Below are 13279 nucleotides of genomic sequence, written 5' to 3'. Positions count from 1 at the left end.
TCTCTCCTTACAGGCCCAGGATCATCTTGGAGATGATGTTCTTCTGGATCTCGTTCGAGCCGCCGAAGATCGACAGCTTGCGGTTGTTGAAGTAGCGCGAGGCGGCGGCCGAGGCGTAGGCCGGGCCGAAGGTCTCGCCGGTGAAGCCGTCCTTCAGCGCCTCGGCGATGAAGGGGCGGCCATGCACGCCCATCGCGCGGCGCGCGAGCGACGAGATCTCCTGGCGGATCTCGGTGCCGCGGATCTTGAGCATCGAGCTCTCGGCGCCCGGCACGCCGCCGCCGGCCACCGCCGCGATCACGCGCAGGTTGGTGGTCTTCATGTTTTCGAGGTCGATCTCCACGCGCGCCATGCGCGCCGCGAAGGCCGGGTCGTCCGACAGCGGCTTGCCGTTCTTCGTCTGCGTGGCGGCAATGCCCTTGAGCTGCTCGAGCGCGGCCACCGAGAAGCCCACGCCCGCGATGTTGGTGCGCTCGTAGGTCAGCAGGTACTTGGCGCAGGTCCAGCCCTTGTTCTCCTCGCCCACGAGGTTCTCGGCCGGCACGCGCACGTCGGAGAAGAACACCTCGTTGACCTCGTGCTCGCCGTCGAGCGTGATGATCGGACGCACTTCGACGCCCGGCGAGCTCATGTCGATCAGCAGGAAGCTGATGCCCTCCTGCTTCTTCGCCTCGCGGTTGGTGCGCACCAGGCAGAAGATCATGTTGGCGTGCTGGCCCAGCGTGGTCCAGGTCTTCTGGCCGTTCACGATGTAGTGGTCGCCCTGGGCATCGATGCCGCGCACGGCCGAGGTCTTCACGGCCGCGAGGTCGGAGCCCGCGCCGGGTTCCGAATAGCCCTGGCACCACCAGTCGGCGCCGTTGAGGATGCGCGGCAGCCAGTGGCGCTTCTGCGCCTCGTTGCCGTACTTGATGAGCACCGGCCCGAGCATGTTCACGCCGAAGGGCACGATGCGCGGCGCGAAGGCCAGCGCGCATTCGTTCTCGAAGATGAACTTCTCCACCGCCGTCCAGCCCGGGCCGCCGTACTGCTCGGGCCAGTGGTTGGCGAGCCAGCCGCGCGCGTCGAGGATGGCATGCCATTCCTCCATGTCGGCCTTCTCGAGGATCTTGCCGCCGCGCACCTTGTCCGACAGCCGCGCGGGCAGCTTGTCGGCCAGGAAGGCACGCACCTCGCCACGGAAGGCTTCTTCTTCGGGGGTGAAGTTCAGGTCCATCGCGCGCTCCTCAGTAGATTTCGAACAGGCCGGCCGCGCCCATGCCGCCGGCGATGCACATCGTGACCACGGCGTACTTGGCGCCACGGCGCTTGCCTTCGATGAGCACGTGGCCCGCGAGGCGCGCGCCGGTCATGCCGAAGGGGTGGCCGATCGAGATCGCGCCGCCGTTGACGTTGAGGCGTTCCGAGGGAATGCCCAGCCGGTCCTGGCAGTAGATCGATTGCGAGGCGAAGGCCTCGTTGAGTTCCCACAGGTCGATGTCCTCGACCTTGAGGCCGTGGCGCGCGAGCAGCTTGGGCACGGCGAACACCGGGCCGATGCCCATCTCGTCGGGCTCGCAGCCCGCGACCGCGAGGCCGCGGAAGGCGCCCAGGGGCTTGATGTTGGCGCGTGCTGCGTCCTTGGCTTCCATCAGCACGCAGGCCGAGGCGCCATCGGAGAGCTGCGAGGCATTGCCCGCGGTGATGAACTTGTCGTCGCCCATCACGGGCTTGAGCTTGGCCAGCGCCTCGTAGGTGGTGCCGCGGCGGTTGCAGTTGTCCTCGGTGGCCGTGACCTCGCGGTGCGTGACCTCCTTGGTCTCCTTGTCGGTCACCGCCATGGTGGTGGTGCAGGCGACGATCTCGTCCTTGTAGCGGCCGGCGAGCTGCGCTTCCTCGGTGCGGCGCTGGCTCTCGGCCGAGAAGCGGTCCTGCGCCTCGCGGCTGATGTTGTAGCGCTGGGCCACGATGTCGGCGGTCTCGATCATGGCCATGTAGAGCGCGGGCTTGTGCTCGACGATCCACGGGTCCATGCCGTTGTCGCCGCTGTCGGTGGCGCTGCGGCTGCGGATCTGCGAGATGCTTTCCACGCCGCCCGCGATCATGGCCGGCGCGCCGTCCACCACGATGCGGCCCGCGGCCATCGCGATCGCCTGCAGGCCCGAGGCGCAGAAGCGGTTGACGGTGGTGCCGGCGATCGAGATCGGCAGGCCCGCGCGCACGATGGCCTGGCGCGCGATGTTGCGGCCCGTGGTGCCCTCGGGGTAGCCGCAGCCGAGGATGGCGTCCTCGATCAGCGCCGGGTCGAGGCCCGAGCGCTCGACCGCGGCCTTGACCGCGAAGGCCGCCAGCGTGGGACCGGGGGTGATGTTGAATTCGCCGCGGTGCGCCTTGGTGAGCGGGGTGCGGGCGGTGGAAACGATGACGGCTTCACGCATGGGGATGTCTCCTGGAGGCTGGCTCTGTGATTACTCGGATTGGTTGAGGCTCGCGAAGTCGGCGCCGCGTTCGACCAGCTGCACCAGCAGCGGCGAGGGCTTCCAGAAGATCGGGTCTTCCTTCGCGAACTCCTGGATGTCGGCCAGCACCTTCGGCAGGCCCACCATGTCGGCGTACTTCATCGGGCCGCCGCGGTGGCGCGGGAAGCCGTAGCCGTAGAGGAAGGTCACGTCGACGTCGAGCGGGCGCAGCGCGATGCGCTGCAGCACGACGTTGGCGCCCTCGTTGATCATCGCGGCCATGTAGCGGCGCATGATTTCCTCCTCGGTGAAGGCGCGCGGCTCGACGCCCGCGCGTTCGCGCTCGGCGTCGATGATCGCGAGCACCTCGGGGTCGGGCTGGCCGGTGCGCGCGCCTTCGGGATAGAGGTAGTAGCCGCGCTGCGTCTTCTGGCCGAACCAGCCGCGCTCGCAGATGCGGTCGGCCACCTGCACGTAGCGCGCCTGCGGGTCGCGCGTGGCGGCCTTGCGCTTGCGCGTGGCCCAGCCGATGTCGCCGCCCGCGAGGTCCGAGACCTGGAACGGGCCCATCGGGTAGCCGAAGTTGCGCACGGCGGCGTCGATCTCGTAGGGCGAGGCGCCGTCCTCCATCATGTGGTCGGCGGCCTGGCGGTACACGGCCAGGATGCGGTTGCCGATGAAGCCGTCGCACACGCCCGCGCGCACCGGCACCTTCTTGAGCTTCTTCGCGAGTTCGAAGCCGGTGGCGACCACGTCGGCGCGCACCTTGGCGGGCACCACGATCTCGAGCAGCTTCATGATGTTGGCCGGCGAGAAGAAGTGCAGGCCCACCACGTCCTGCGGCCGCGAGATGCTGGCGGCGATCTCGTCGATGTCGAGGTACGAGGTGTTGGTGGCCAGCACCGCGCCCTGCTTGCAGACGCGGTCGAGCTCGGCGAACACGGCCTTCTTCACGCCCATGTCCTCGAACACGGCCTCGACCACGATGTCGACATTGGCGAGCGCGTCGTACGAGGTCGAGCCCGAGAAGCGCGCCAGCACGGCGGCCTTGGCCTCGGGCGTGATGCGGCCCTTGGCGATCAGGCTGTCGTAGACCTTCTCGACGTTGGCGCGGCCGCGCGCGAGCTGGGTGTCGTCGCGCTCGATCATGGTCACGGGCAGGCCGGCGTCGAGCATCGCCACCGCGATGCCCGCGCCCATGGTGCCGCCGCCGACGATGCCGGCCGACGCCAGCGGCCGCGGGCTGGCGGAGCGGGTCTCGGGCGCCTTCAGCACTTCGCGCTCGGCGAAGAAGGCATGGATCAGGCCCGCGCGCTGCGGGCTGTCGATGCACTGCAGGAACAGCTTGCGCTCGAGCGCCATGCCTTCGTCGAAGGGCAGGGTGAGCGCGCCCTCGACCGCCTCGACGATCTTCATCGGCGAGAACAGGCCGCGGCTCTTCTTCGCGGTGTCGGCGCGCGCGGCCTCGAGGGCGGCGCGGCTGGCTTCCTGGTCGGCCAGCGCGCCGGCCTCGCGCGTGCGGCGCACCGGGGCGTTGGCGGCGATCAGTTCGTTGGCATAGGCCAGGCCTTCGGCGCGCGCGTCGGCTTCGCTGCCGAGGCGGTCGACCAGGCCCAGCGACAGCGCTTCCTTCGCGAGCGCGTGGCGGCCGCTGAGCATCAGCTCGATGGCGGGCTTCACGCCGATCAGGCGCGGCGTGCGCTGCGTGCCGCCCGAGCCGGGCAGCAGGCCCAGCGCGACTTCGGGCAGGCCCAGCTTGGCGGCGGGCGAGGCCAGGCGGTAGTGGGCCGACAGCGCCACCTCGAGGCCGCCGCCGAGCGCGGCGCCATGGATGGCGGCGATCACCGGCTTGCTGCAGTTCTCGATCTTCAGGCAGGCCTCGGGCAGCGAGGGCGGCTGCGGCGCCTGGCCGAACTCGCGGATGTCGGCGCCGGCGATGAAGTTGCGGCCCGCGCCCACGATCAGCACGGCCTTGGCCGCGGCGTCGGCCTCGGCCGCGTCGATGGCGGCCACCAGGCCGCGGCGCACGTCCACGCCCAGGGCGTTGACGGGCGGGTTGTCGATGGTCACGACGAAGACGTCGCCCTGGCGCTCGAAGGCGACGGGACCGGAGGACGTGGAGGGGCTGGAGGTCGGGGTGGCCATGTGCGTGTCGCTTGTCTCGGTGACGCGCCGGAGCGGCGCGAGGCTCTGGGGAGGTCGAACCCCCTTCCGCGGGCGGCGAGGGTCCTGGGGTGAACCCCGCATTCTTTGCACCCATCCCGGTTTTGACAATTGCATAGTCGGTTGACAGACTGTCAAAGGATTTTTGACAAAATCCGGTCATGGACCTCCAATCGCTGACCCTGCTGGTCGAAATCATCGATGCCGGCAACCTGAGCGCGGCCGCGCGCCGGCTCAAGATGACCCGGGCCAACGTCAGCTACCACCTGAACCAGCTCGAGCGCTCGGTCGGCGCGCAGCTGGTGCGGCGCACCACCCGGCGCGCCGAGCCGACCGAGATCGGCCTGCGCCTGTACCAGCACGGCGTCGCGATCCAGGGCGAGCTGCGCGCGGCGCGCGAATCGGTCACCACGCTGGGCGAGGGGCTGCAGGGCCAGGTGCGGCTGAGCGTGCCCAGCGGCTACGGGCAACTGGTCATGGCCGACTGGCTGATCGACTTCAAGCGCCGATACCCGGGCATCGTGCTCGACGTGGTGTTCGAGAACCGCATCGAGGACCTGCTGCGCGACGAGGTCGACATCGCGATCCGCGTGATCCCCGAGCCGCCGCAGAACCTGGTGGCGCGCGCGATGGGCCCGGTGCGCTACGTGGCCTGCGCCTCGCGCGACTACGCGGCGCAGCATCCGCTGCCGGTGCAGCTCGACGGGCTGCACGGCGCGCCGGTGGTCACGGCCGCGGTCATCGGGCGGCAGCTGCGCGTGTCGGCCTACCAGGGCGAGATCCGGCGCGAGGTGGTGCTCGAGCCGACCCTGATCTCGGAGAACTTCCTGTTCCTGCGCCAGGCCATCCTCGCGGGCCTGGGCATCGGCCTGGTGCCCGACTACGTGGTGGCCGAGGACGTGCGCCGCGGCGAGGTGCTGACCACGCTCGACGACTGGCGGCTGTCGATCTTCGGCACCCAGATGTTCATGCTCTACATGCCGAACCGCCAGCACACGCGCGCGATCCGCACCTTCATCGACTACACGCTGGAGCGCGTGCGCGAGGTCAGCCCCGGATCGTGACGTGCGAGTGGAAGCGGTCCGACGGACCGCGCAGGCGCTGGAACTCGAAGGGCCGGTCGGCCTCGTCGTGGCCGATGCGCAGCACGTCGACCAGCGCCGAGGCCATCGGCACGCCGAGCAGCGCGGCCAGCGGTGCGTCGGCCAGCGTGGCGCGCGTGAGCATCTCGATGCGGCCGTAGCGGATGCCCTGGCCCTGCAGCAGCTCGGTCAACGACAGCCGCGAGAAATCGGCCCGCACGAAGCGCCGGCCCACGTCCTCGCTGAGGTGGACGATGCTGTGCAGGATCGGCAGCCGCCCGGTGCTGCGCAGCCGCACCACCTGGAGCACCGGCGTGCCTTCCTCGAGCCGCAGCGCGGTGGCCACGTCGGCTGGCGCGGGCACGAAGCCGAACTCCTTGACCGACGGCTTGCTGCGCGAGCGGCGCTCGGCCATGGTGGCGAGGAAGGACTCCATCGGCATCGGCAGCGGTGCCGAGCGCAACGGTGCCGACACGTAGGTGCCGCGGCCGCGCTGGCGCTTGAGCAGGCCGCGTTCTTCCAGCGACTGCAGCGCGCGCCGCACCGTGACGCGCGAGACGCCGTACTTCTCGCGCAGCTCTTCCTCGGTGGGGAGCTGGTCGCCGTCGCGCAGCCGCCCGCTGGCGACCATGTCCTCGATCAGGGTCGAGATCTGGTGATGCAGTGCCACGCCGGGCTGCCTGTTGAGGTCCATGGGCAAATCTTAGCGGTCGATGACGGGGTGGGCCGGGGCGTTGGCTAAAAGTATTGATATCAATACAATAGGACCGAACGACACCCACGACAGCCAACGTCCAGAGACCCCCCGCATGCCCGGCCGCACGCTCTTCGAGAAGATATGGGACGCCCACGTGGTGTCCGACCTGGGCGGCGGCTTCTCGCTGCTGCACGTCGACCGCCACCTGGTCAGCGATCCCGGCAGCAAGGCGCTCGCGGCGCTGCGCCGGCGCGGACTGCCGGTGCGCCATCCCGAGCTGACTTTCGCGATGCCCGACCACACGGTGTCGACCGCGCCGGGCCGCGAGGGCCACACGCCCAACGCGATCCGCTACCTGGCCGACCTGCGCCACGAGACGCGGCTGCAGGGCATCCGCCTGTTCGACGTCGGCCAGCCGGGGCAGGGCATCGTGCACGTGGTCGGGCCCGAGCTCGGGCTCACGTTGCCGGGCGCCTCGGTGGTCTGCAGCGACAGCCACACCTGCACCCACGGCGCGCTCGGCGCGCTGGCCTTCGGCATCGGCGCCACCGAGTTCCAGCACGTGGCCGCGACCCAGACCATCGTGCTGCAGCGCCCGCGCCAGATGCGCATCCGCTTCGAGGGCACGCTGCCCGCGGGCACCAGCGCGAAGGACCTGATCCTGCATGCCATCGGCCGGCTCGGCGCCACCGGGGCCTCGGGCTGCGCGGTCGAGTACGCGGGAGCGGCCATCGACGCGCTCGACATCGAGGCGCGCATGACGGTGTGCAACCTGTCGGTGGAGATGGGCGGGCGCTTCGGCATCGTCGCGCCCGACGCGCGCACGCTGGCCTACGTGCGCGGGCGGCCGTTCGCGCCCGGCGGCGCGCAGTGGGACCAGGCCGCGGCGCAATGGGCCACCCTGCGCAGCGACGACGACGCCGTGTTCGAGCGCGAGGTCTGCATCGATGTCTCGGAGGTCGTGCCGCAGGTCACCTGGGGCACGAGCCCGCAGGACACCATCGGCATCGACGCGCGCATTCCCGACCCGGCCGCGGCCAGCGATCCGGCGCAGCGCGCGGCGCGGCAGGCCGCGCTCGACTACATGGGCCTGCGCGCCGGCGACGCGATCGCGGGCACGCCGGTGGACTGGGTGTTCATCGGCTCGTGCACCAACGCGCGCATCTCCGACCTGCGGCTCGCGGCCGAGACCGTGCGCGGCCGGCGCGTGGCGAGCGGCGTGCGCGCCTGGATCGTGCCGGGCTCGGAGCTGGTCAAGCGCGAGGCCGAGGCCGAAGGGCTGGCGCAGGTGTTCCTCGACGCCGGCTTCGAGTGGCGCGAGTCGGGCTGCTCGCTGTGCGTGGCGGCCAACGGCGAGGCCGTGCCGCCGGGCCTGCGCGTGGTGTCGACCTCGAACCGCAACTTCGTCGGCCGCCAGGGGCCGGGCGCGCGCACCCATCTCGCGAGCCCGCAGCTCGCGGCCGCCGCGGCCATCGCGGGCTGCCTGGTCGATCCGCGCGCCATGGAGGCCCGGCCATGACCCCGTTCGGCGTGCTCACCGCCATCGCCGCGCCGCTGTGGCGCGACAACGTCGACACCGACCTGATCGTGCGCGTCGAGCCGCTGTTCGGCGGCGTGCCGCGCGAGGAGCTCGGCCCCCATGCGCTGGCCGCGCTGCGCTTTCGCGCCGACGGCAGCGAGGACCCGGCCTGCGTGCTGAACCAGCCGCGCTACCGCGGCGCGGGCATCCTGCTGGCGGGCGACAACTTCGGCTGCGGCAGCTCGCGCGAAGGCGCGGTGTGGGCGCTGATGGCGCTGGGCATCCGCTGCATCGTCGCGCCGAGCTTCGGTGACATCTTCCAGGGCAACTGCTTCCAGAACGGCCTGCTGCCGGTGCGCCTGCCGCGCGCGCAGGTGGAGGTGCTCGCGCGCGCCGTGGCCGAGGGCGCCGATGCCGTGCTCACGGTCGACCTGCAGGCCTGCACCGTGCGGCGCGAGGGCCTGCCGACGCTGCCCTTCGCCTTGCCGCCGCGGCGCCGCGAGGGGCTGCTGCGCGGCCTCGACGACCTCGAGCTCACGCTCGCGCGCAGCGCCGAGATCGACGCCTTCCAGCGTCGCGACAGGGCGCTGCATCCCTGGCTGCACCTCGACGGCGCCCGGCGCCCGAGCCTCACCAACGACCCCGCCCCCCATACCCATAAGGAGACACCGTGACGTCCGAACAACCCCCGCGCCTGCCGCCCGTGGCCGCTCGTGCCACCCGCCGCGGCCTGCTGCGCGCCGGCGCCGCCCTCGCCGCCAGTGGCGCGCTGCCGCTGCGCGCGCTGGCGCAGGAGCCCGCTTCCGCCTTCCCCTCGCATCCCGTGAAGATGGTGATCCCGCTGCCGCCGGGCGGCGCCACCGACGTCATCGGCCGCCTGCTCGGGCAGAAGCTCGGCGAGCTCTGGCGCCAGAGCGTGATCGTCGACAACAAGCCCGGCGCCGGCACCATCGTCGGCACCCAGGCCATCGCGCGGGCGCCGGCCGACGGCTACACCTTCGGCATCGTCATCAGCGCCTTCACCATCAATCCCTCGCTGCGCAACGACCTGCCCTACGACGCCACCAAGGACTTCACGCCGCTGAGCCTGCTGGGCTTCCCGGTGATCGCGCTGGTCGCCATTCCCTCGTTCCCCGCCAACGACGTGGCCGGGCTGATCGCGAAGGCGCGCGCCAAGCCGGGCTCGGTCAGCTATGCCTCGCTGGGCATCGGCACCGCCACCCACCTGGCGGGCGAGATGATGAACGTGCGCGCCGAGACCGGCATGGTCCACATCCCCTACAACGGCAGCGCGCCCGCGTACAACGACCTGCTCAGCGGCCGCGTGCAGGTGGGCTTCGTGCTGCTCGACTCGGCACTGCCGCACGTGAAGGCCGGCAAGCTCAAGGTGCTGGCCGTGACCAATGCCAAGCGCAGCCGCATCTATCCCGACTATCCGACGGTCGGCGAGACCATCCCCGGCTATTCGCTCGAGAGCCTGTTCGGCTTCGTCGCGCCGCGCGGCCTCCCTGCACCGATCGCGGCCAAGCTGTCGGGCGACATCGTCAAGGTGATCCAGCTGCCCGAGGTGCGCCAGCGCCTGGCCGAACTCAGCGTCGAGCCCGTGGGTTCGAGCGCGTCCGAGTTCGAGGCGACGATCCGCAGCGAGATCGTGAAGTGGGCACCGGTGGTGAAGGCGGCCGGGGTGAAGGCCGACTAGTTCAGGGATGCCACTGGCTGCGCGTGCGGCCTTCGAGCGGCTCGTAGCGCGTGGCCGCGAGCGCATCCGACAACCTTCGCGCCGCTTCCATCAGCGTGGCCGCATGGCGCGCGAGCTCGCCGGCCGCGGCCGCATCGGCCGGCACCGCCACGCTGAGCGCGCCCAGCACCGTGCCGCGCGCGGCGAACACCGGCGCGGCCACGCTCGCGGCGGCCGCGTCGGCTTCGCCCACGGTCAGGTGATGGCCGCGCCGGCGGATCGCGTCGAGCGCGGCGCCCGGCGCGCCCGAGAACGCGAGGATCACCTGGCCGGCCGCGCCGCGCTCCAGCGGCAGCGGTTCGCCGACGCGGCTCGGGCTCACGAAGCCGTCGGCGCCGCGCACGCGCAGCAGGCGCACGCGCTGGCCTTCCTCGAGCGCGAAAAAGGAGGCGCTGTGGCCGGTCCGCTCGGCCAGTTGCTGCAGGGCCGGCTCGATCACGTTGCGCAGGTCGAAGGCGCGCTGGTAGCGCGCGCCCAGCCGCGCCGCCGCCGGGCCCAGGCGCCAGGCGCCGCCTTCGAGCGCCACCAGGTAGCCGGCCGTGGCCAGCGTGCGCGCGAGCCGCAGCGCGGTGGGCTTGGCGAGCGCGGTGCGGCGCGCGATCTCGGCCAGCGCGAGCTGCGCGTCGGCGGTGCCGAAGGCATCGAGGATGGCGAGCGAACGCGCGACCGCGGTCACGCCCTCGGCGCGCGGCACGGGCTTGGCGGTGCGGGAGGAAGCGCGTGCGGAGGAGGCCATCGTTTCGCGGAGTGGAACGGCATTGTGCGGCCGCGTTGCGAATCCTAGGCTCGCGGCTTTCCCGGGGCGCCGGCCCCATCGCTTCGAACATCCGCAGGAGACCCGCTCATGACACCCATCGCCCCGCTGCGCCGCCGCCTTGGCGCGCTCTTCCTGGCCTGCCTCGCCGCGCCCTCGCTGGCGCTCGCGCAGGCGCCGTATCCGAGCAAGCCGATCCGCCTGGTCGTGCCCTTCGCGGCCGGCGGTGCGGTCGACACCGTGGGCCGCGTGGTCGGCGAGCGGCTGTCGACGCAGATGGGCCAGCCGTTGATCGTCGACAACCGGCCCGGTGCCAACGCCAACATCGGCACCGAGAACGTCGCGCGCTCGGCGCCCGACGGCTACTCGCTGCTGGTGGCGGCCAACGGCGTGGTGACCAACAACACGCTCTATCCCAAGCTGTCGTTCAACGGCCTGCGCGACTTCGTCGCCGTGGCGCGCCTGGGCTATGCGCCGCTGGTGCTGGTGGTGCCGGCCAGCGCGCCCTACAAGAGCGTGCCCGAGTTGCTCGCGGCCGCGCGCGCCAAGCCCGGCGACATGAGCTACGGCTCGGCCGGCAACGGCAGCTCGGGCCACCTGGCCGGCGCGCTGCTGGCCTCGGTCGGCAAGTTCGATGCGCTGCATGTGGCCTACAAGGGCGGCTCGCCCGCGCTGGTCGACCTGATCGCCGGGCGCACCTCGTTCATGCTGCTGAACCCGCTCGAGGTGCTGCCGCACATCCAGTCGGGCCGGCTGCGCGCGCTGGCGGTCAGCGGCGCCCAGCGCGCGCCGATGCTGCCGAACGTGCCCACCATGGCCGAGGCCGGCCTGCCGAACTTCGACGCCAGCGTCTGGTGGACGCTGCTCGCGCCGGCCGGCACCGCGCCCGAGGTGGTCGCCAAGCTCAATGCCGAGACGCGCAAGGCGCTGGCCGATGCCGGCACGCGCGAGAAGCTGGGCGCGCTCGGCGCGGTCATCACGCCCTCGAGCCCGCAGGAGGCCGCGGCCTTCCTCAAGAGCGAATCGGCCAAGTGGGAGCAGGTGATCCGCGCGGCCGACATCAAGGCCGACTGAGCACGGCGTCGACCTCATGATCATCGACTGCCACGGCCACTACACCACCGCGCCGGCCGCGCTCGAGGCCTGGCGCCGGCGCCAGGTCGAGGCCTTCGGCACGGGGCGGCCCGCGCCGGTCGCGTCCGAGCTGCGCATCGGCGACGACGAGCTGCGCGAATCCATCGAAGGCAACCAGCTGCGGCTGATGGACGAGCGCGGCATCGACCTCACCATCTTCAGCCCGCGCGCGAGCTTCATGGCGCACCACGTCGGCGACTTCGCCGTGTCCTCGACCTGGGCCGCGATCTGCAACGAGCTGTGCCACCGCGTGAGCGCGATGTTTCCCGAGCGCTTCGCGGGCGCGGCCATGCTGCCGCAGTCGCCGGGCGTGCCGGTCGCCTCGTGCATCGCCGAACTCGAGCGCTGCGTGCGCGACTACGGCTTCGTCGGCGTCAACCTCAATCCCGATCCCTCGGGCGGCTTCTGGAACAGCCCGCCGCTGACCGACCGCCACTGGTATCCGCTGTACGAGAAGATGGTCGAGCTCGACGTGCCGGCCATGATCCACGTGAGCACCAGCTGCAACGCCTGCTTCCACACCACGGGCGCGCACTACCTCAATGCCGACACCACGGCCGTGATGCAGTGCATCCAGGGCGACCTGTTCGCCGACTTCCCCACCTTGCGCTTCGTGATCCCGCACGGCGGCGGCGCGGCGCCCTACCACTGGGGGCGCTTTCGCGGGCTGGCGCAGGAGATGAAGAAGCCGCCGCTCGCGCAGCACCTGCTGAAGAACCTGTTCTTCGACACCTGCGTCTACCACCAGCCGGGCATCGATCTGCTCGCGCGCGTGATCCCGGTCGAGAACATCCTGTTCGCCTCCGAGATGATCGGCGCCGTGCGCGGCATCGATCCCGAGACCGGCCACTCCTACGACGACACGCGGCGCTACATCGAAGCGGCCGCGCTGAGCGCCGACCAGCGCGCGCAGGTCTACGAAGGCAATGCGCGCCGCGTCTTTCCGCGGCTCGATGCGCAGCTGAACGCGCGCGGCCAGCGGTTCGATCCCTCGTCCCATTCCACGCAAGGAGCCCGTCATGCATGAACTCGGCGTCGTCCATCGCCACATCGAGCGCGCCGACGCGCAGGTCGTCGACGCCCTCGCGGCCCTGGGCTCGGCCACGGTGCACGAGGCCATGGGCCGGGTCGGCCTGCTCGCGCCGTACATGCGGCCGATCTATCCGGGCGCGCAGGTCAGCGGCAGCGCCGTCACCGTGCTGCTGCATCCGGGCGACAACTGGATGCTGCATGTCGCGGCCGAGCAGATCCGCCCCGGCGACATCGTGGTGGCGGCCGTCACCGCGCCGAGCAGCGACGGCTTCTTCGGCGACCTGCTGGCCACCAGCTTCCAGGCCCGCGGCGCGCGCGCGCTGGTGATCGACGGCGGCGTGCGCGACGTGCGCACGCTGCAGCAGATGGGCTTTGCGGTCTGGAGCAAGGCCATCAGCAGCAAGGGCTGCGTGAAGGCCACGCTGGGCTCGGTCAACATCCCGGTGGTCTGCGCCGGCATGTCGGTGCAGCCCGGCGACGCGATCGTGGCCGATGACGACGGCGTGGTCTGCGTGCCGCGCGCGATGGCCGCGGCCACGCTCGAGAAGGCGCGCCAGCGCGAGGCGCTGGAGACGTCGAAGCGCGAGAAGCTCGCGAGCGGCGTGCTCGGGCTCGACATGTACGACATGCGGCCGGCGCTGGCGGCGGCGGGGCTGCGCTACATCGACTGAAAGGGCGCGGCGGGCAATGCCCGACCCGCGCGCATGGCCGCAGGGCCATCG

The 13279-nt window shown here is 71.5% G+C and carries 12 protein-coding genes; 7 read left to right on the top strand and 5 right to left on the bottom strand.

What is annotated here, in order from left to right; translation table 11 throughout:
• Nucleotides 1-7: 7 nt before the first annotated feature.
• From AC07RV_RS22945 to AC07RV_RS22935, 3 genes are read right to left on the bottom strand one after another with little or no spacing between them, the layout of a single operon-like run.
• Nucleotides 8-1216: an acyl-CoA dehydrogenase family protein gene (locus AC07RV_RS22945; protein ID WP_296781057.1), complete on the bottom strand. Its 1209-nt coding sequence runs from the start codon at nucleotides 1214-1216 to the stop codon at nucleotides 8-10.
• 10 nt (nucleotides 1217-1226) lie between these two features.
• A complete protein-coding gene (locus AC07RV_RS22940) occupies nucleotides 1227-2417 on the bottom strand; it encodes an acetyl-CoA C-acyltransferase (protein WP_296781054.1) in 1191 nt (396 codons plus the stop codon).
• Nucleotides 2418-2447: 30 nt separating this feature from the next.
• A complete protein-coding gene (locus AC07RV_RS22935; RefSeq protein ID WP_296781051.1) occupies nucleotides 2448-4583 on the bottom strand; it encodes a 3-hydroxyacyl-CoA dehydrogenase NAD-binding domain-containing protein in 2136 nt (711 codons plus the stop codon).
• 179 nt (nucleotides 4584-4762) lie between these two features.
• On the opposite strand from AC07RV_RS22935, the gene AC07RV_RS22930 reads away from it, so the two are divergent.
• A complete protein-coding gene (locus AC07RV_RS22930; RefSeq protein ID WP_093355618.1) occupies nucleotides 4763-5665 on the top strand; it encodes a LysR family transcriptional regulator in 903 nt (300 codons plus the stop codon).
• On the opposite strand, the gene AC07RV_RS22925 is transcribed toward AC07RV_RS22930, so the two are convergent.
• Nucleotides 5649-6377 (bottom strand): GntR family transcriptional regulator, encoded by a 729-nt coding sequence (locus tag AC07RV_RS22925; protein WP_296781048.1) that lies wholly within the window; start codon nucleotides 6375-6377, stop codon nucleotides 5649-5651. The two genes, AC07RV_RS22930 and AC07RV_RS22925, sit on opposite strands and share 17 nt — an antisense overlap.
• Before the next feature lie 115 nt (nucleotides 6378-6492).
• On the opposite strand from AC07RV_RS22925, the gene leuC reads away from it, so the two are divergent.
• From leuC to AC07RV_RS22910, 3 genes are read left to right on the top strand one after another with little or no spacing between them, the layout of a single operon-like run.
• Nucleotides 6493-7899: a 3-isopropylmalate dehydratase large subunit gene (gene leuC, locus AC07RV_RS22920; protein ID WP_296781045.1), complete on the top strand. Its 1407-nt coding sequence runs from the start codon at nucleotides 6493-6495 to the stop codon at nucleotides 7897-7899.
• The gene (leuD, locus tag AC07RV_RS22915) at nucleotides 7896-8573 is read left to right on the top strand and encodes a 3-isopropylmalate dehydratase small subunit (RefSeq protein WP_296781042.1); all 678 of its coding nucleotides are present in this window, start codon (nucleotides 7896-7898) and stop codon (nucleotides 8571-8573) included. The genes leuC and leuD overlap by 4 nt, the downstream gene beginning before the upstream one ends.
• Nucleotides 8570-9598, top strand: a complete 1029-nt coding sequence (locus AC07RV_RS22910) for a tripartite tricarboxylate transporter substrate binding protein (RefSeq protein WP_296781040.1) — start codon at nucleotides 8570-8572, stop codon at nucleotides 9596-9598. The genes leuD and AC07RV_RS22910 overlap by 4 nt, the downstream gene beginning before the upstream one ends.
• Before the next feature lies 1 nt (nucleotide 9599).
• On the opposite strand, the gene AC07RV_RS22905 is transcribed toward AC07RV_RS22910, so the two are convergent.
• Nucleotides 9600-10373, bottom strand: a complete 774-nt coding sequence (locus tag AC07RV_RS22905) for an IclR family transcriptional regulator (RefSeq protein ID WP_296781038.1) — start codon at nucleotides 10371-10373, stop codon at nucleotides 9600-9602.
• A 108-nt stretch (nucleotides 10374-10481) separates the two neighbouring features.
• Between AC07RV_RS22905 and AC07RV_RS22900 the strand changes: the two genes are divergently transcribed.
• Genes AC07RV_RS22900 through ligK form a run of 3 tightly spaced genes read left to right on the top strand, consistent with a single transcriptional unit; the run spans nucleotide 10482 to nucleotide 13228 of the window.
• Complete coding sequence (locus tag AC07RV_RS22900; protein WP_296781035.1) at nucleotides 10482-11465, top strand: Bug family tripartite tricarboxylate transporter substrate binding protein; 984 nt, start codon at nucleotides 10482-10484, stop codon at nucleotides 11463-11465.
• Nucleotides 11466-11481: 16 nt separating this feature from the next.
• Entirely contained in the window at nucleotides 11482-12552 is a 1071-nt protein-coding gene (locus AC07RV_RS22895) for an amidohydrolase family protein (protein ID WP_296781033.1), read from the top strand.
• Nucleotides 12545-13228 carry a 4-carboxy-4-hydroxy-2-oxoadipate aldolase/oxaloacetate decarboxylase gene (gene ligK / locus AC07RV_RS22890; protein WP_296781030.1) on the top strand — a complete coding sequence of 228 codons (684 nt, stop codon included), beginning with the start codon at nucleotides 12545-12547 and terminating at the stop codon, nucleotides 13226-13228. Before AC07RV_RS22895 ends, ligK begins: the two co-directional genes overlap by 8 nt.
• Nucleotides 13229-13279 lie beyond the last annotated feature (51 nt).

The organism is Variovorax sp. GW821-FHT09B01 (assembly GCF_059418345.1).
Note: the sequence above shows the minus strand (reverse complement) of the source record. Positions and strands in the feature narration are given on the sequence as shown.